Genomic DNA, 17,852 nt, shown 5'->3' on the forward strand with positions numbered 1-17,852 from the left:
AACGCTCTTTCATTTAAATTGTAATTATTAATAACATCCTGTCTAAGACGGATGATTTAACTTTAAAAAACACCCCTGCCCGCCAGCACATTTTTTAACCTTCCTGGCTTTTATTTTCATCATGAAAATAAAAAGAGATGAGGAGTTGTTATTATCTCCGCCATCCTCCCCTGCCGTGACAGCTTGAAAATCCGCATTGACAGAGAGTAAATAGCGCTATTAATTTATCCTTTACACTACGCGATGATTTCCTCATCATCGCCTTATGGTTATGTATTTTTTGTAGAAAAATGGATGCCTGCCAGGCTTACAGGGGTCCCCTCCTCTTCCAACCCGATGGATAACTCACTATGACCGAGCCGCTGCTGATTGCCCAGACCACCGAACACCAACTGCACCTGCTGCCCTCTATGGCCAACCGTCACGGGCTGATCACCGGGGCGACCGGCACCGGAAAAACCGTCACGCTGCAAAAGCTGGCGGAGAGCTTCTCCAACATCGGCGTGCCGGTGTTTATGGCCGATGTAAAGGGTGACCTGACCGGCATTGCCAAAGCAGGTGCGGAGTCGGAAAAGCTCAGCGCCAGGCTGGCAAAAATCGGCGTCAGCGGCTGGGCGCCGCAGAGCAACCCGGTGGTGCTGTGGGATATTTTCGGCGAGCGCGGCCACCCGGTGCGGGCCACGGTGTCCGACCTTGGCCCGCTGCTGCTGGCGCGCCTGCTGAACCTTAACGAGGTGCAGAGCGGCGTGCTGACCATCATCTTCCGCGTGGCCGATGACCAGGGGATGCTGCTGCTCGACTTTAAAGATCTGCGCGCCATGACGCAGTACATCGGCGACAACGCTAAAGCGTTCCAGAGCCAGTACGGCAACATCAACAGCGCGTCGGTCGGGGCGATCCAGCGCGGGCTGCTGGCGCTGGAGCAGCAGGGTGCCGAGTATTTCTTCGGCGAGCCAATGCTGGATATCAAAGACTGGATGCGCACCGATGCCGACGGCAAAGGGGTGATCAACATCCTCGCCGCCGAGAAGCTGTACCAGATGCCGAAGCTGTACGCCACCAGCCTGCTGTGGCTGCTGTCGGAGCTGTACGAGCAGCTGCCGGAGGCGGGCGACCAGGAGAAACCCAAGCTGGTGTTCTTCTTCGACGAGGCGCACCTGCTGTTTGATGAAGCGCCCGCCGTTTTGCTGGATAAAATTGAGCAGGTGATCCGCCTGATCCGTTCCAAGGCGGTCGGGGTGTACTTCGTGTCGCAGAACCCGGCGGATATTCCCGATGCGGTGCTCGGCCAGCTGGGGAACCGCGTGCAGCACGCGCTGCGCGCCTTTACGCCGAAGGATCAGAAAGCGGTGAAGGTCGCCGCACAGACCATGCGCGCCAATCCGGCGTTTGATACTGTCACAGCAATTCAGGAGCTGGGCACCGGCGAAGCGCTGATCTCCTTCCTGGATGAGAAAGGCAGCCCGTCGGTGGTGCAGCGCGCCTCGGTCATCGCCCCCGGTTCGCGCATGGGGCCGGTCACCGACGATGAGCGTAACGGGCTGATCAATCACTCGGCGCTGTCGGGCAAGTATGAAGAAGCGGTCGATCGTGAGTCGGCTTACGAGCTGCTGCAAAAAGGGGTGCAGGCAGCCACCGACAGCGCCAGCGCGCCGGCGGCGAAAGGCGATGCGGTGGCGGTCGATGACGGCATTCTCGGCGGGCTGAAGGATATCCTGTTTGGCAGCACCGGGCCGCGCGGCGGCAAGCGCGAAGGCGTGGTGCAGAGCGTGGCAAAAAGCGCCGCCCGGCAGATCACCAATCAAATCATTCGCGGAGTATTGGGCAGCATTATGGGCGGCCGCCGCAAGTAGGGAGTTTATGGATAAGGAACTGGAACTGCGGCAGGCCAGGCGCCTGCCGCTGATACTGCTGGGCGTGGCGGCGCTGCTGTTTATCGCCACGGTGGTCTGGCCGCTGTACTACCCGCCAAACCTGTGGATAGCCGGACTGAAGGCGGTGTCGGAGGCGTCGATGGTTGGCGCGCTGGCCGACTGGTTTGCGGTCAGCGCGCTGTTTCGCCGCGTGCCGATCCCGCTGGTTGGCCGCCACACCGCGATCATTCCGCGCAACAAGGACCGCATCGCTGATAACCTCGCGCTGTTCGTACAGGACAAATTCCTCAACACCGAGTCGCTGCTGGCGCTGATCCGCCGCCACGATCCGGCGCAGATTATCGCCCGCTGGCTCAGCAGCGCTGAGAATACTGCCCGCCTCAGCGGCTATCTGCTGAAGATGGTGCGCGGCTTTCTCGACCTTGCCGATGACCAGCGTATTCAGGCATTCATGCGCCGCGCCATCCACAAGGCGATCGACAAAGTGGACCTCACGCAGTCAGCCGCGATGATCCTGGAAAGCCTGACCAAAAATAACCGCCACCAGCAGCTGCTGGACGATGCGCTGGCGCAGGTATTGCAGCTGATAAACAAGCCCGGCACGCACGAGTTTATCGCCCAGCAGGTGGTGCGCTGGCTGAAGCGCGAGCACCCGCTGAAGGAGAAGATGCTGCCGAGCGAGTGGCTGGGTGAGCAGAGCGCCGGCGTGGCGGCGAAAGCGGTGCAGTCGATCCTCAGCGAGATTGAAAATGATGAGTCGCACCAGCTGCGCCAGGGCTTTAACCGCGCGGTGCAGCGGCTGATTACCCGCCTGCGCACCGACGCGGAAATGGCAGAAAAAGCGGAGGAGATGAAAACCTGGCTCAAGCAAGACAAGGCGCTGAACGGCTATATCAGCCAGCTGTGGGGCGATCTCAGAGCCTGGCTGAAGGCCGATCTCGACCGTGAGGACTCACAGCTGCACGCCAAAGTAAGCGCCGCCGGGCAGTGGTTTGGCGAAACGCTGATGCAGGACAGCGCGCTGCGCAGCTCGCTCAATCAGCATATGGAGGACGCCGCCAGCAGCGTGGCGCCGGAGTTCTCGGCGTTTCTCAGCCGCCATATCAGCGATACGGTAAAAAGCTGGGATGCCAAAGATATGTCACATCAGGTGGAGCTGAATATCGGCAGCGATCTGCAGCGCATCCGCATTAACGGCACGCTGGTCGGCGGGGTGATTGGTTTGATTTTGTATCTGCTGTCGCTGTTGCCGCTGGTGCTGTAAGAAAAAAGGGCTGACCGAAAAAGAGGGTCAGCCCCTACAGGGGGTAGTGAACGGTGCGCCGTCATCAGGGGCGGCCTGTACCGATCTTGTAGGGGTCGACCGCTTTTCTGGTCGACCCGCAACCGCAACAATTACCTGCGTTTCAACAGCATATATACGCTAATGGCGAAGAACGCCGCGCTGGGCAGCAGCGCGCCGAGGATCGGCGGGATGTTATACACCAGGCTCAGCGGGCCGAAAATCTGGTCCAGCACGTAGAACAGGAAGCCAAAGCTGATCCCGGTCACCACGCGCATCCCCATCGACACGCTGCGCAGCGGTCCGAAGATAAACGACAGCGCCATCAGCATCATCACCGCCACCGACAGCGGCTGGAAGATTTTGCTCCACATATTCAGCTGATAGCGTCCGGACATCTGGCCGCTCTGCTTCAGATACTTCGAGTAGTTATACAGGCCGGTGATCGACAGCGCCGCCGGGTCCAGCGCCACCACGCCCAGCTTGTCCGGCGTCAGGGTGGTTTTCCACTCGCCGGTCAGCGTCTGGCTGCCTCTCACCTGCTGCGGGTCAGTCAGGTCTGATTCATCTACCTGCGCCAGCGCCCATGCTTTTTTATTCGCATCGTACTTGGCCGATGCCGCGTAGCGCACCGACTGCAGGCGGCGCTGCTGGTTAAAGCTGTAGATGCTGATGCCCGCCAGCTGGTTGTCGTCGCGAATACGTTCAATAAAGATAAAGTTATTCCCGTCCTTCGCCCACAGCCCGCTCTGCGTGGAGAGCAGCGAACCGCCCACCAGCTGCTGCGCACGGTAGTTACGCGCCATCTGCTCGCCCTGTGGGGCGACAAACTCACCAATCGCCATGGTCAGCAGCACCAGCGGGATGGCGGTTTTCATCACCGAGGCGGCAATCTGCATACGGGTAAAGCCGGATGCCTGCATCACCACCAGCTCGCTGCGCTGAGCCAGCGTTCCGAGGCCCAGCAGCGCCCCCAGCAGCGCCGCCATCGGGAAGAAGATCTCGATATCTTTCGGCACGCTGAGGATGGTGTAGAGCCCGGCGCCGAGCGCGGTGTAGTCACCCTGCCCGGTTTTACGCAGCTGATCGACAAACTTAATGATGCCGGAGAGCGACACCAGCATAAACAGCGTCGCCATGATGGTATTGAAAATCGTTTTACCGATATATCTGTCAAGAACGCCAAACATCACACCGATCCTCCGCGAGTAAAGCGCGCGCGCAGGCGGCGCATCGGTACGGTATCCCAGGCGTTCAGCACTATCGCCAGCCCCAGATAAGCCAGGTTAACCACCCACATCCAGAGTGCCGGGTCGAGGCGCCCTTTGCCGCCGCTGGAGCGTAACGAGCTCTGCAACAGGAAGAAAATCAGGTAGAGCAGCATGGCGGGCAGCATCGACAGCACGCGCCCCTGGCGTGGGTTGACCACGCTGAGCGGCACCACCATCAGCGCCATCACCAGCACCGAGAACACCAGCGTCAGGCGCCAGTGCAGCTCGCTGCGGAAATCGGGTTTATCGGACTGCCACAGGGCTTTCATGCTCATCTGCTCGGAATCATTGGGATCCAGAATCGCTTCCTGATGGCCGACAATCGCCTGATAGTTCTTGAAGTCGGTAATGCGGAAGTCGCGCAGCAGCGCGGTGCCTTCGAAGCGCGTGCCGCTATCCAGCGTCACCACCTGGGAACCATCGGCACGCTGCGACATATGGCCATGATCGGCCACCACCACGGACGGGCGGGCATTGCCCTTCGGCCGCATCTGCGCCAGGAACACGTTGTCAAAGGTGTTGCCTTTGGTGTTCTCGATAAACAGCACCGACTGGCCATCGCCCGACTGCTGGAACTGCCCGGCCGCGAGTGCAGCGGCACCCGGGTTGGCTTTGGCGTTCTGCATCACTTCGCTTTGATAGCGCGAGGACCACGGCCCGAGGAAGCCAACGTTGACCGCTGCCACCAGCGCGGTAAACAGCATCAGGATCATCGCCGCCTTCACCAGCACGCTTTTGCCTAAACCGCAGGCGTGCATCACCGTGATTTCACTCTCGGTGTATAACCGGCCAAGCGTCATCAAAATGGCTAAAAACAGGCTTAACGGCAGGATAAGCTGCGCCATTTCCGGCACGCCAAGGCCCAATAATGTGAGTACTAAATTTGTTGGAATCTCGCCATCCACCGCGGCTCCCAAAATCCTGACTAACTTCTGGCAAAAGAAGATCAGCAGCAGGATGAACAGGATAGCCAACTGGCTTTTGAGCGTTTCCCGAACCAGATATCTAATGATGATCACGCTGAGTACGCCTGTGAAAACTTGTCTTTTTGCAGGAAAATCGCTAGTTTCATCGCTTACACGCCATTTTTTCTATCAATGGCCCAAGTCATAGCTAAAATAGTATGACAACAATCGCGTTCTGGTGATGCAAAAAAAAACTTATTATCACCAAAACTCAATCTGACAGCGACATATTGCACCAGCGCTATACGGTACGAAAGCGGTCCATTCTAGCCGGAGCAAGCGCCGTTGTCTTTAAGATTCAGGAGAGTGCATGGAGTTCAGTGTAAAAAGCGGTAGCCCGGAAAAACAGCGCAGTGCCTGTATTGTAGTGGGCGTGTTTGAACCGCGCCGCTTGTCACCGATTGCTGAACAGCTCGATAAAATCAGCGATGGCTACATCAGTGCCCTGCTGCGCCGTGGTGAACTGGAAGGAAAAGTCGGTCAGACGCTGCTGCTGCATCATGTACCGAACATTCTCTCTGAGCGCATCCTTTTGATCGGCTGCGGCAAAGAACGTGAGCTGGACGAGCGCCAGTACAAGCAGGTTATTCAGAAAACAATTAACACTCTGAATGACACCGGTTCGATGGAAGCCGTCTGTTTCCTGACCGAGCTGCACGTAAAAGGTCGCAATACTTACTGGAAAGTGCGTCAGGCGGTGGAAACCTCCAAAGAGACGCTGTACAGCTTCGACCAGCTTAAAAGCAACAAGGTCGAGCCGCGCCGTCCGCTGCGTAAAATGGTGTTCAACGTGCCAACGCGCCGTGAGCTGACCAGCGGCGAGCGCGCTATCCAGCACGGCCTGGCCGTTGCGGCGGGCGTGAAGGCAGCGAAAGATCTCGGCAATATGCCGCCAAACATCTGTAATGCCGCATACCTGGCCTCGCAGGCGCGCCAGCTGGCGGATGCGTGGAGCAATATCACCACCCGCGTGATTGGCGAGCAGCAGATGAAAGAGCTGGGCATGAATGCCTACCTCGCCGTCGGAGCCGGATCGCAGAACGAATCGCTGATGTCGGTGATTGAGTACAAGGGCAACCCGGATGCGGATGCGCGCCCGATTGTGCTGGTCGGTAAAGGCGTCACCTTCGACACCGGCGGGATCTCGCTGAAGCCTGGCGAAGCGATGGACGAGATGAAGTACGATATGTGCGGCGCGGCGTCGGTGTACGGCGTGATGCGCATGGTGGCCGAGCTGGGCCTGCCGCTTAATGTGGTCGGCGTGCTGGCGGGCTGTGAGAACATGCCTGGCGGCCGCGCTTATCGACCGGGTGACGTATTGACCACCATGTCCGGCCAGACGGTGGAAGTGTTGAACACCGATGCCGAAGGTCGCCTGGTGCTGTGCGATGCCCTGACCTACGTTGAGCGTTTCGATCCGGACGTGGTGATCGACGTGGCGACCCTGACCGGCGCCTGCGTGATTGCGCTCGGCCACCATATCAGCGGCCTGCTGTCGAACCATAACCCGCTGGCGCACGAGCTGATTGGCGCGTCCGAGCAGGCGGGTGACCGCGCATGGCGTCTGCCGATGGCCGATGAGTATCAGGAGCAGCTGGACTCCAACTTTGCCGATATGGCAAACATTGGTGGCCGTCCCGGCGGTGCGATTACCGCGGCCTGCTTCCTGGCGCGCTTCACCCGTAAGTACAACTGGGCACACCTCGACGTGGCCGGTACGGCCTGGCGCTCCGGCAAGGCCAAAGGCGCAACGGGTCGCCCGGTCGCCCTGCTGTCGCAGTTCCTGCTTAACCGTGCGGGTCTGAACGGCGACGATTAATCCCGGCGGGGCGACCGAAAAAGAAGGTCGCCCCCTACAGTTTTATCGCAATCATTTGGCATCATTATGAAAAACGCAACTTTCTATCTGCTGGAAACCGACACCCCGGTTGACGGGCTGAGCGCGCAGGAAGCGCTGGTCTGTGACCTGGCCGAGGCGCGCTGGCGGGAAGGGAAACGCGTGCTGGTCGCCTGCCAGGATGAAGCCCAGGCTATCCGCCTGGATGAAGCCCTGTGGCAGCGTCCGGCCAGCGCCTTTGTGCCGCATAATCTGGCGGGTGAAGGCCCGAAATATGGCGCACCGGTCGAACTGGCCTGGCCGCAGCGGCGCGGAAACTCGCCGCGTGACCTGCTGATCAGCCTGCTGCCGCAGTTTGCAGATTTTGCCACCGCTTTCTATGAAGTGATAGACTTCGTTCCCTATGAAGCATCCTTGAAACAGCTGGCGCGCGACCGCTACAAAGCGTATCGCAGCGTTGGATTCCACTTGAATACGGCAACGCCGCCCCTTGCCTAAGACATAGCAGAAATGGAAAAGACATATAACCCGCAAGATATCGAGCAGCCGCTCTACGAGCACTGGGAACAACAGGGCTACTTCAAACCGAATGGCGATACCAGCCAGGAAAGCTTCTGCATCATGATCCCGCCGCCGAACGTCACCGGTAGCTTGCATATGGGTCACGCCTTCCAGCAGACCATCATGGACACCATGATCCGCTACCAGCGCATGCAGGGTAAAAACACCCTGTGGCAGGCGGGTACCGACCACGCGGGCATCGCCACGCAGATGGTGGTTGAGCGTAAAATCGCCGCCGAAGAGGGCAAAACCCGTAAAGATTATGGCCGTGATGCGTTCATCGAAAAAATCTGGCAGTGGAAGGCCGAGTCTGGCGGCACTATCACCCGTCAGATGCGCCGTCTGGGCAACTCCGTGGACTGGGAGCGCGAGCGCTTCACCATGGATGAAGGCCTGTCGAACGCGGTGAAAGAAGTGTTCGTGCGCCTGCACAAAGAGAACCTGATCTACCGCGGCAAGCGCCTGGTGAACTGGGATCCGAAGCTGCGCACCGCGATTTCTGATCTCGAAGTGGAAAACCGCGAGTCGAAAGGCTCGATGTGGCACATCCGCTACCCGCTGGCCGACGGCGTGAAAACCGCTGACGGTAAAGATTACCTGGTGGTCGCCACCACCCGCCCGGAAACCGTACTCGGTGATACCGGCGTGGCGGTCAACCCGGAAGATCCGCGCTACAAAGATCTGATCGGCAAATTCCTCGTGCTGCCGCTGGTCGGTCGCCGCATTCCGATTGTGGGCGATGAGCATGCCGATATGGAGAAAGGCACCGGCTGCGTGAAGATTACCCCGGCGCACGACTTCAACGACTACGAAGTGGGCCGTCGTCACAAGCTGCCGATGATCAACATTCTGACCTTCGACGGTGATATCCGCGAAAGCGCCCAGGTTTACGACACCAACGGCGAAGAGTCTGACGCCTGCGACCCGACCATTCCGGCGGCGTTCCAGAAGCTGGAACGCTTCGCGGCGCGTAAAGCGATTGTCGCGGCGATTGATGCACTCGGCCTGCTGGATGAGATCAAACCGCACGACCTGACCGTGCCATACGGCGACCGTGGCGGCGTGGTGATCGAGCCGATGCTGACCGACCAGTGGTACGTGCGCACCGCTCCGCTGGCGAAAGTGGCGGTAGAAGCGGTGGAACAGGGTGATATCCAGTTCGTGCCGAAGCAGTATGAGAACATGTACTTCTCCTGGATGCGTGACATTCAGGACTGGTGCATCTCCCGCCAGCTGTGGTGGGGCCACCGCATTCCGGCCTGGTACGATGCCGAAGGCAACGTCTATGTGGCGCGCAGCGAAGCAGAAGCGCGTGCGGAAAACAGCATCGCGCCCGAGGTGGTGCTGACCCAGGACGAAGACGTGCTCGACACCTGGTTCTCCTCCGGCCTGTGGACCTTCTCCACCCTCGGCTGGCCGGAGAACACCGAAGCGCTGCGCACCTTCCACCCGACCAGCGTGCTGGTCAGCGGCTTCGACATCATCTTCTTCTGGATTGCGCGCATGATCATGCTGACCATGCACTTCATCAAGGACGAAGACGGTAAGCCGCAGGTGCCGTTTAAAACCGTCTACATGACCGGCCTGATCCGCGACGACGAAGGGCAGAAAATGTCCAAGTCGAAGGGTAACGTGATCGATCCGCTGGATATGGTTGACGGGATTTCGCTGGAAGACCTGCTGGAAAAACGCACCGGTAACATGATGCAGCCGCAGCTGGCGGAGAAGATCCGCAAGCGCACCGAGAAGCAGTTCCCCAACGGCATTGAGCCGCACGGCACCGATGCCCTGCGCTTCACGCTGGCGGCGCTGGCCTCAACCGGCCGCGACATCAACTGGGATATGAAGCGCCTGGAAGGTTACCGCAACTTCTGTAACAAGCTGTGGAACGCCAGCCGCTTTGTGCTGATGAACACCCAGGAGCACGACTGCGGCTTCAACGGTGGCGAGCTGGAACTGTCGCTGGCGGACCGCTGGATCCTCGCGGAATTCAACGAAACCGTGAAGGCCTACCGCGGCGCGCTGGACAGCTACCGCTTCGATATCGCCGCCAACATCCTGTATGAGTTCACCTGGAACCAGTTCTGCGACTGGTATCTGGAGCTGGCGAAGCCGGTGATGAACGGCGGGACTGAAGCTCAGCTGCGCGGCACGCGTAATACGCTGGTGACGGTTCTGGAAGCGTTGCTGCGCCTGGCGCACCCAATTATTCCATTTATTACCGAAACCATCTGGCAGCAGGTGAAAGTGCTGAAGAACATCAGCGACGACACCATCATGCTGCAGCCGATGCCGGAGTTCAGCGCAAGCCGCGTTGATGCCGCTGCAATGGCCGATACCGAATGGCTGAAGCAGGCTATCGTCGCGGTGCGTAATATTCGCAACGAGATGAATATCTCCCCGGCTAAGCCGCTGGACGTGCTGCTGCGCGGCGCCAGTGCCGACGTGGTGCGTCGCGTTAACGACAACCACAACTTCCTGAAAACCCTGGCGCGCCTCACCACGCTGGAGCTGCTGCCAGCGGGCGAGAAAGGACCGGTTGCCGTGACCAAGCTGGTTGACGGTGCTGAACTGCTGATCCCGATGGCGGACCTGGTGGATAAAGCGGCCGAGCTGGAACGTCTGGCGAAGGAAGTGGCGAAAGTGGAAGTGGAGATGGAAAAAATCACCACCAAGCTGGGCAACGAAGGGTTTGTGGCGCGCGCACCGGAAGCGGTAGTGGCGAAAGAGCGCGAGCGCCTGGCCGATTTCGAACAGGCCAAGAGCAAGCTGATTGAGCAGCAGGCGGTTATCGCCGCGCTGTAAAATGAGCGGGAGGGGCATGCCCCTCCCCTACAACACCCGTAGGGGCGCGGCATGCCGCGCCCTTTTTTATTGCCGCGATCCGTCCTGAATCGCCCTGATGCGCGCAGGCATATCCGGGTGGGTACTCATCCATTCCGGCAGACTCAACCCGCCGCTCACCTTCTCCCCCGACTGCGCCAGCTGCTGATAAATCTGCACCATCGCCGCCAGAGAGCGCCCCTGCGCCTTCATCTGTGCCACCGCGTACTCGTCCGCTTCGCGCTCCATACTGCGCGAGAACTGCAGCTGGTTAACAAAGGCGGCGGACTGCAGCAGCGTATCGCCGATGCCGCTGACGTCCCCGGTTAGCCACAGATAGCTGAGGCTGACCAGCGAAGAGCGCACCAGCATGCGCATTGGGTGACGGTAAGCGTGATGGCCGATTTCGTGCAGCATCACCGCCGCCAGCGCATCGTCGCTTTTCGCCATCTGCACCAGCTCATCGCTGATAATCAGCGTGCCGTCCGTCAGCATAAAGGCGTTGGGACCGCCGGAGAAATGCATCACCTTCAGCCGCAGCGGCGTCGGGTCATCTTTCATCTCAGCGGGCACGGTGGCGGCGAACAGGCCCTGTAAGCGCTTAAGCTGCCCGGGCGTCAGCTGCCCGCTGCTAAAGCCGCTGTTTTGTAGCAGGGTGAAAGTCTGCTGCCCCACCTGACGCTCAACGTAGCTGGGGATATGGCGCGCCAGCACGCTGCTGACGGCGGGCAGGATCACCCAGACATACAGCGCGATAGCCGCCAGCGTTGCCAGCAGCATCAGGCCGACGCCGCGACGATGCTGCTCCAGCCGGTGAACCAGCCCCGGGCGATGGCGCTGCTGCCACCACTGGCGATACGCAGCGTCATCCTGCGGCACAAAGCGGCCGCCGTCGGCAAAGGTCAGCGTCAGGGGGATGGTGCCGAGCGCAGCGGAAACCTTAACCGCGCTCAGCAGCTGGATCTGCTGCTGCCCACCCTGCTCCAGCGTCAGATGGCGCTCGCCCAGTGTGAGACGGGCAGCCTCGCGAGCTGCCCGTCCAGGGGACTGATAGTAGCCGTTCAGCTGCAGCATCAGATGCCCGGGTTAAGATCGAACGCCGCCACCACTTCTTCCGCCACGGCGGTACGCGCCGATTCGTGGTGCGCACTGATATCCAGCAGGGAGATATCGCCTTCCAGCGCGGTGGCGTTCGCCAGATAGCGCGCCAGGCGAATTTCAGCAATTGGCGCACCCAGGCCCAGCGTGAAGATCACAATCAGGGTATTGGTCAGCGTCAGCGCAAGGAATGAACCTGTCGATAAAGTTGACTTAAGGCGCAGTTTTTCACCAAGTTGAGTCTGGCCGAAAACATAATTGCGCTGTGCGGCAATTAAATAGGCGGAGGAAACCAGCCCGCCGAAAATTAACACCACAAAGGTCAGGAAAATATTAAACAGATTGCCGCCCATCAGGTTGCCCATCATCGCTGGATCGCTCATGCCCATCGCGGCGGCATAAATAAGCGAAATAAACAGCGAGCCAATCAGCATCCCGGCGACAATCAGGAATGGCAGCATAATCGCGAAGCTGATTAATACCATTTTGATAAAGGTCTTTTTCTGCAGCTCAGCCTTAAAGGGCTGCTGGCCGTAAAACATATTATTGATATACAGGTCGTGATTCATTGCCGCAACCGTGCCCTGCACCGCTGCCAGCCCGGCGAGGAACAGCACAAAGCACAGCACGCCGACGGTCAGGGCCGCGCTGATATTGCCGCTGGTCGCCGCCATCATGCCAATCATACCCACCACCAGATACAGGGCGGCAATCATCAGCACCGGTGCCAGATACATGGTCCAGTAAGCGCGGCCAATGCGGCAGTGATAGTTAAAGCGCACGCCGCGGAAGCTGCTCATCAGCGCGTTGTAGCGCCAGCTGCGCACCACAATCCACGGCACCAGCGCAAAGAACGCCAGCAGGAACACCAGTGAAATGGTCGGCAATGCGGCGGAGAGAATAAAGAACAGCACCAGACCGACAAAGACAATAATGCGCCCTTTCAGAATGTCGATCGGGCGGGCATGATAATCAAAACGGTCACCGGCGATTTCGGTATTACCATAGAAATAACGGCGGCGGCGCACGGTCGCCCAGGCGGAATAAATCCCCAGGGTAATGATGGTCAGTAATGCGTTGACCAGCCAGATAGAGAAATATTCGCCGGAACGGCCATGAAACAGCACAGCATGGCGCTGTGAAGTCGAGGTATTGTTTTCCATTAGATTTTCTTCCTGAAAATAAGAATAGTTATCTGCCAGGCAGATTATTAAAGTTAAATAAGTAGCGCGGCTATTTAAGCATGCCCCTCAGAAACGGACAATAAATAATTATCATTCAGCTTAATAGCGGTCTCTCAGGGGCGTTGCCACTGCGCAGGCATTGCATCAATACGCCACCAGTGTTATTACACTTACCTGCTGCCGAACTGCTATGAGCCTGAGTTATGACTACCGCTATAAATTCCACCCTGCTGGTGCGCCCGATCGCTGCTGCGGATAATCCCCACATTGCCGCCGTAATCCGCGCCGTGTCTGCCGAATTTGGCCTGACGGCGGATAAAGGCTATACCGTCTCTGACCCGAATCTCGATCATCTGTTTGAGGTTTACAGCGCAGCCAGCTGCGCCTATTGGGTGGTCGAGCTGGAAGGGAAAGTGGTGGGCGGTGGCGGTGTCGCACCGCTGGCGGGCAGCGATGCCGATGTCTGCGAGCTGCAGAAAATGTATTTCCTGCCGCAGGTGCGCGGCCTCGGGCTGGCACGTCGCCTGGCGATTCAGGCCATGGATTACGCCCGCGAGTGCGGCTTTAAGCGCTGCTACCTGGAAACCACCGCTTCGCTCACGCGCGCAATCCGCCTGTATGAGCACCTCGGTTTTTCCCATATCGACGGGCCGATGGGCTTTACCGGCCATGTCGACTGCGAAGTGACGATGCTGAAAAGTTTGTAACCGTGGCGGGCGCACCATCCAAGCGCCCCCCAACCCTGTCAGACCGGCACGCCGCTGTGAAAGCGCAGCTGGCTGTCCGGTTCGCTGATTAAGCGCGCTTCGACCTCCCCCATCTTCTGCACTCGCGCCGTGATATCCGTCGGCGAGATCAGCGCCGCCAGCGCCAGATAATCCTGATAGTGGCGCGCCTCGGAGCGCAGCAGCGAGACATAGAATGCCGCCAGCTCCCGATCGAGATGCGGCGCCAGGCTGGCAAAACGTTCGCAGGATCGCGCCTCGATATACGCCCCGCAGATCAGCTTATCCACCAGCGTTTGCGGCTCATGGGTCGCCACTTCGCGCAGTAATCCTTTGGCATAGCGGCTGGCGGTAATGCGCGCATACGGAATGCCGCGCGCCTGCATAATCTCCAGTACCTGATAAAAGTGGTGCAGCTCCTCTTTAATCAGCAGCACCATCTTATCCACCAGCTCGTCGCCGTAAGGCACCTCTTCGCGGCTGATAATGGTTTTCGACAACCCTTTGTGCTGTTCAAGGAAGGTGAGATCGGCCTGGTCGTTGTGGACAAAGTTTTCCCACGGTTTCAGCCACGCCAGCAGCGCATCGCCGCTCTCTTTGTCGGCCACGTATTTGCGGATCAGCCACATTGCGGTCTGGGCCGCTTTCAGCTCGCACACCAGGTGGTCGGTGAGCAGCGTTGCCAGGTTTTCCGGCTGGCGCGCGGCATCAATCCAGGCTTGCGGGGTGCGGCAGTGCAGGAAGCGGGTGACGGGGGCAAGAAGGTGTTCGATGTTCATCAAAGCAAACTCTATAGGGGTCAGACATGCCTGACCCGTCCTGATACAAAATTAATGGCGGATGCCGTTGTCTTCGCCGTCGATCTCTTCGCCGTCTTCGTCGTCTTCCTCTTCGCCGTCGGGATCTTCGAAGTAGGTGCCCCAGCCGTCGTAGTCGACGTTAAACTTCGCCACCAGGTCAATCAGCTGCTCAACCTGCGCGTCAATCAGCTCGGCGGTCAGCGCGCTCTCACTGATGATGTCGCAGCACTGCACTTTGGTGCCATCTTCCAGATCCAGCTCTTCTGGTTCAGTCACTTCATAGCCCAGCTTGAAGGCTTCTACCGCGGCTTTTTCCAGCGCGTCGAAGCTGTCACAGGAGAGATGATGCTCAATGGTGTACAGTGCATCAGGGTCGCTGCCATCATCCAGCAGCTCTTCAATAATCAGCCGCGTCTCTTCACGCTGCTCTTCCAACAATGCTTCGTTAGCCATGATCCATTCCTCATTAGGGCGTTATTTCCAGTATTTTCCCACAGTGCCCTCCGCGCCACTACCTTTAAACAAAAGTTTCTTCACGCCGGGGTTGAAAATGCATATTCATACGGTTAAATTGAATTTTAATTCATTAAAGGTTATCCGGAGTGCGTTATGAGTCACTTATATCACCGTCACTTTCTCAGGCTGCTGGATTTCACTCCCGCTGAAATCACCGGCCTGCTGGCGCTGGCGGCCACGCTGAAGACTGACAAGAAAAATGGCGAAGAAATTCAGCACCTGAAAGGCAAGAATATTGCGCTCATCTTCGAAAAAGACTCGACCCGTACCCGATGCTCTTTCGAAGTTGCCGCATTCGATCAGGGCGCCAACGTCACCTATCTTGGCCCGAGCGGCAGCCAGATAGGCCATAAAGAGTCGATGAAGGATACCGCCCGCGTGCTGGGCCGCATGTACCATGCCATCCAGTATCGCGGCCACGGCCAGGCGCTGGTGGAGTCGCTGGCTGAACATGCCGGCGTGCCGGTATGGAACGGGCTGACTAACGAGTTCCACCCTACCCAGCTGCTGGCCGACCTGCTGACCATGCAGGAACATCTGCCGGAAAAAGCGTTCAGCCAGATGACGCTGACCTACGTCGGCGATACTCACAACAATATGGGTAACACCCTGCTGGAAGCCGCCGCGCTGATGGGCATCGACCTGCGCCTCGCCGCGCCGGAAAGCTGCTGGCCGGACGCAGAGCTGGTCGCCGAGTGCCGCAAGGTGGCGGAGAAAACCGGCGGCAAAATCACCCTGACGGCCGATATTCACGCGGCGGTCAAAGGTGCCGACTTTATCTATACCGACGTCTGGGTGTCGATGGGCGAGCCGAAAGAGGTGTGGCAGGAGCGTATTGCCCTGCTGCGCCCTTACCAGGTCAATATGGCGATGCTGCAGGCTACCGGCAACCCGCAGGTGAAGTTCCTGCACTGCCTGCCTGCGTTCCACGACGACCAGACCACGCTCGGCCAGCAGATGGCGCAGCAGTACGATCTGCACGGCGGCATGGAAGTGACGGACGAGGTGTTTGAATCCGCGCACAGCGTGGTGTTTGATCAGGCGGAAAACCGTCTGCACACCATCAAGGCAGTGATGGTGGCGACCCTGGCGCAGCCCGGCTAAATCCGCCAGGGCAAACGATTACCTGCGCGGCGATTTTCGCTTGCCGCCGCCAGGTGAATGCGTATAATGCACCCCGTTTGCCGGGAGGATGCATGAAAATAACCAGCCAGAAAAATGCCGAACTGACGCGCCGTAATCGTGGCGGGCAGCATGCTTTTTCCTTCCGTGGCACTCCCGATCATCAGGAAAAGCCCCTCATTGAGGGGCTTTTTTTTGCCCGAATTTCAGCCCCGCACGCGTAGAGGAGAGTGAAAATGGCCGCTAACCCGCTCTATCACAAACATATTATTTCAATTAACGATCTCAACCGTGACGAGCTGGAGCTGGTGCTGCGTACCGCCGCCAGCCTGAAGGCCAACCCGCAGCCGGAGCTGCTGAAGCATAACGTGATTGCCAGCTGCTTCTTTGAGGCCTCCACCCGTACCCGCCTGTCGTTTGAAACCGCCATGCATCGCCTTGGCGCGTCGGTGGTCGGTTTTGCCGACGGTGGCAACACCTCGCTGGGCAAGAAAGGCGAAACCCTGGCGGATACCATTTCGGTGATTGGCACCTACGTTGATGCCATTGTGATGCGTCATCCGCAGGAAGGGGCCGCACGCCTGGCGACCGAGTTCTCCGGCGGCGTGCCGATCCTCAACGCCGGCGATGGCGCTAACCAGCACCCGACCCAGACGCTGCTCGACCTGTTCACCATTCAGGAGACCCAGGGCCGCCTGAGCAACCTCAACGTGGCAATGGTCGGCGACCTGAAGTATGGCCGTACCGTGCACTCGCTGGCGCAGGCGCTGGCAAAGTTTGACGGCAACCGCTTCTACTTTATCGCCCCGGATGCGCTGGCAATGCCGGCCTACATCACCGATATGCTCGATGAGAAAGGCATTGTCTGGACGCGTCATGACAGCATCGAAGAGGTGGTGCCGCAGGTCGATATTCTCTATATGACCCGCGTGCAGAAAGAGCGTCTGGATCCGTCGGAATACGCCAACGTGAAGGCGCAGTTTATCCTGCGTGCTGCCGATCTGGCGGGCGCGCGCGACAACATGAAGGTACTGCACCCGCTGCCGCGCATTGATGAAATTGATACTGACGTCGACGCCACGCCGCACGCCTGGTACTTCCAGCAGGCCGGCAACGGCATTTATGCGCGTCAGGCACTTCTGGCGCTGGTACTGAACAGCGAAGCGACTCTGTAAGGGGATAATCATGACGCAAGATAATAAATTACAGGTTGAAGCAATCAAACGCGGCACGGTGATTGACCATATCCCGGCGCAAATCGGCTTTAAGCTGCTGTCGCTGTTCCGCCTGACGGAAACCGACCAGCGCATCACCATCGGCCTTAATCTGCCGTCGGGCGAGATGGGGCGTAAAGACCTGATCAAGATTGAAAATACCTTCCTGACCGACGACCAGGTGAACCAGCTGGCGGTGTATGCGCCGCATGCCACCGTGAACCGCATCGACGATTACAATGTGGTGGCGAAGATAGCGCCGACCCTGCCGGATCGCATCGAGCGCGTCCTGACCTGCCCGAACAGCAACTGCATCAGCCGCAGCGAGCCGGTGTTTTCCAGCTTCGCGGTGAAACAGCGCCAGCACGAGCTGCACCTGAAGTGCAAATACTGTGAGAAAGAGTTCGCGCACCATGTGGTGATGGCCAGCGATTAACCCCATTGCAATTGCCGTGTTGCGTGGGCAGGATGTTCCACGTGCCCGGTAAATACCAGGGCGAGGCATGCCCGGTAAATACAGGGCGAGGCATGCCTCACCCCTACGGAGAATTGCGTTTTGTAGGGGTCGGGCATGCCCGAC

At 58.8% G+C, this 17,852-nt stretch carries 16 protein-coding genes; 10 read left to right on the top strand and 6 right to left on the bottom strand.

The genetic code is table 11. From position 1 onward, the window contains the following. The first annotated feature begins 350 nt into the window (after nucleotides 1-350). Complete coding sequence (locus ACLI4M_RS06730) at nucleotides 351-1,853, top strand: helicase HerA-like domain-containing protein (protein WP_133622647.1); 1,503 nt, start codon at nucleotides 351-353, stop codon at nucleotides 1,851-1,853. A gap of 7 nt (nucleotides 1,854-1,860) precedes the next feature. Then, nucleotides 1,861-3,138, top strand: coding sequence for a DUF445 domain-containing protein (locus tag ACLI4M_RS06735; RefSeq protein ID WP_133622646.1), 1,278 nt, complete (start codon nucleotides 1,861-1,863; stop codon nucleotides 3,136-3,138). A gap of 131 nt (nucleotides 3,139-3,269) precedes the next feature. Here ACLI4M_RS06735 and lptG read toward each other — a convergent pair whose 3' ends face one another. Together lptG and lptF are read right to left on the bottom strand one after the other, a co-directional pair. Continuing rightward, entirely contained in the window at nucleotides 3,270-4,346 is a 1,077-nt protein-coding gene (gene lptG, locus ACLI4M_RS06740; RefSeq protein WP_048914532.1) for an LPS export ABC transporter permease LptG, read from the bottom strand. Continuing rightward, a complete protein-coding gene (gene lptF / locus ACLI4M_RS06745) occupies nucleotides 4,346-5,446 on the bottom strand; it encodes an LPS export ABC transporter permease LptF (RefSeq protein WP_048914531.1) in 1,101 nt (366 codons plus the stop codon). The genes lptG and lptF overlap by 1 nt, the downstream gene beginning before the upstream one ends. Before the next feature lie 256 nt (nucleotides 5,447-5,702). Here lptF and pepA point away from each other — a divergent pair, with 256 nt between their 5' ends. The 3 genes from pepA (at nucleotide 5,703) to ACLI4M_RS06760 (ending at nucleotide 10,595) form a co-directional block, all read left to right on the top strand. Beyond that, entirely contained in the window at nucleotides 5,703-7,211 is a 1,509-nt protein-coding gene (gene pepA / locus ACLI4M_RS06750) for a leucyl aminopeptidase (protein ID WP_048914530.1), read from the top strand. A gap of 66 nt (nucleotides 7,212-7,277) precedes the next feature. Next, on the top strand, nucleotides 7,278-7,727 hold the full coding sequence (locus ACLI4M_RS06755; protein ID WP_048914529.1) for a DNA polymerase III subunit chi: 450 nt from the start codon (nucleotides 7,278-7,280) through the stop codon (nucleotides 7,725-7,727). Nucleotides 7,728-7,739: 12 nt separating this feature from the next. Beyond that, on the top strand, nucleotides 7,740-10,595 hold the full coding sequence (locus tag ACLI4M_RS06760) for a valine--tRNA ligase (RefSeq protein ID WP_133622645.1): 2,856 nt from the start codon (nucleotides 7,740-7,742) through the stop codon (nucleotides 10,593-10,595). Between the two features lie 66 nt (nucleotides 10,596-10,661). Here the strand turns inward: ACLI4M_RS06760 and ACLI4M_RS06765 are convergent, their stop codons facing one another. Beyond that, entirely contained in the window at nucleotides 10,662-11,684 is a 1,023-nt protein-coding gene (locus tag ACLI4M_RS06765) for a M48 family metallopeptidase (RefSeq protein WP_133625002.1), read from the bottom strand. A 2-nt stretch (nucleotides 11,685-11,686) separates the two neighbouring features. After that, complete coding sequence (locus tag ACLI4M_RS06770; protein WP_133622644.1) at nucleotides 11,687-12,874, bottom strand: YjgN family protein; 1,188 nt, start codon at nucleotides 12,872-12,874, stop codon at nucleotides 11,687-11,689. Nucleotides 12,875-13,098: 224 nt separating this feature from the next. Between ACLI4M_RS06770 and ACLI4M_RS06775 the strand changes: the two genes are divergently transcribed. Then, nucleotides 13,099-13,602 carry a GNAT family N-acetyltransferase gene (locus tag ACLI4M_RS06775; protein ID WP_048917313.1) on the top strand — a complete coding sequence of 168 codons (504 nt, stop codon included), beginning with the start codon at nucleotides 13,099-13,101 and terminating at the stop codon, nucleotides 13,600-13,602. 38 nt (nucleotides 13,603-13,640) lie between these two features. On the opposite strand, the gene miaE is transcribed toward ACLI4M_RS06775, so the two are convergent. Beyond that, nucleotides 13,641-14,399, bottom strand: a complete 759-nt coding sequence (gene miaE / locus ACLI4M_RS06780) for a tRNA isopentenyl-2-thiomethyl-A-37 hydroxylase MiaE (RefSeq protein WP_099754124.1) — start codon at nucleotides 14,397-14,399, stop codon at nucleotides 13,641-13,643. A gap of 51 nt (nucleotides 14,400-14,450) precedes the next feature. Next, the gene (gene rraB / locus ACLI4M_RS06785) at nucleotides 14,451-14,873 is read right to left on the bottom strand and encodes a ribonuclease E inhibitor RraB (protein ID WP_048917315.1); all 423 of its coding nucleotides are present in this window, start codon (nucleotides 14,871-14,873) and stop codon (nucleotides 14,451-14,453) included. Nucleotides 14,874-15,029: 156 nt separating this feature from the next. On the opposite strand from rraB, the gene argF reads away from it, so the two are divergent. From argF to pyrI, 4 genes are all read left to right on the top strand, one after another. Then, nucleotides 15,030-16,040, top strand: a complete 1,011-nt coding sequence (gene argF, locus ACLI4M_RS06790; RefSeq protein WP_048917316.1) for an ornithine carbamoyltransferase — start codon at nucleotides 15,030-15,032, stop codon at nucleotides 16,038-16,040. A 92-nt stretch (nucleotides 16,041-16,132) separates the two neighbouring features. Next, a complete protein-coding gene (locus ACLI4M_RS06795) occupies nucleotides 16,133-16,282 on the top strand; it encodes a hypothetical protein (protein ID WP_166643152.1) in 150 nt (49 codons plus the stop codon). A 12-nt stretch (nucleotides 16,283-16,294) separates the two neighbouring features. Beyond that, on the top strand, nucleotides 16,295-17,233 hold the full coding sequence (pyrB, locus tag ACLI4M_RS06800; RefSeq protein ID WP_133622643.1) for an aspartate carbamoyltransferase: 939 nt from the start codon (nucleotides 16,295-16,297) through the stop codon (nucleotides 17,231-17,233). Nucleotides 17,234-17,243: 10 nt separating this feature from the next. Continuing rightward, nucleotides 17,244-17,708, top strand: a complete 465-nt coding sequence (gene pyrI, locus ACLI4M_RS06805) for an aspartate carbamoyltransferase regulatory subunit (RefSeq protein ID WP_133622642.1) — start codon at nucleotides 17,244-17,246, stop codon at nucleotides 17,706-17,708. Nucleotides 17,709-17,852 lie beyond the last annotated feature (144 nt).

It is taken from the genome of Erwinia sp. LJJL01 (genome assembly GCF_047300805.2).
Taxonomy (GTDB): domain Bacteria; phylum Pseudomonadota; class Gammaproteobacteria; order Enterobacterales; family Enterobacteriaceae; genus Erwinia; species Erwinia aphidicola.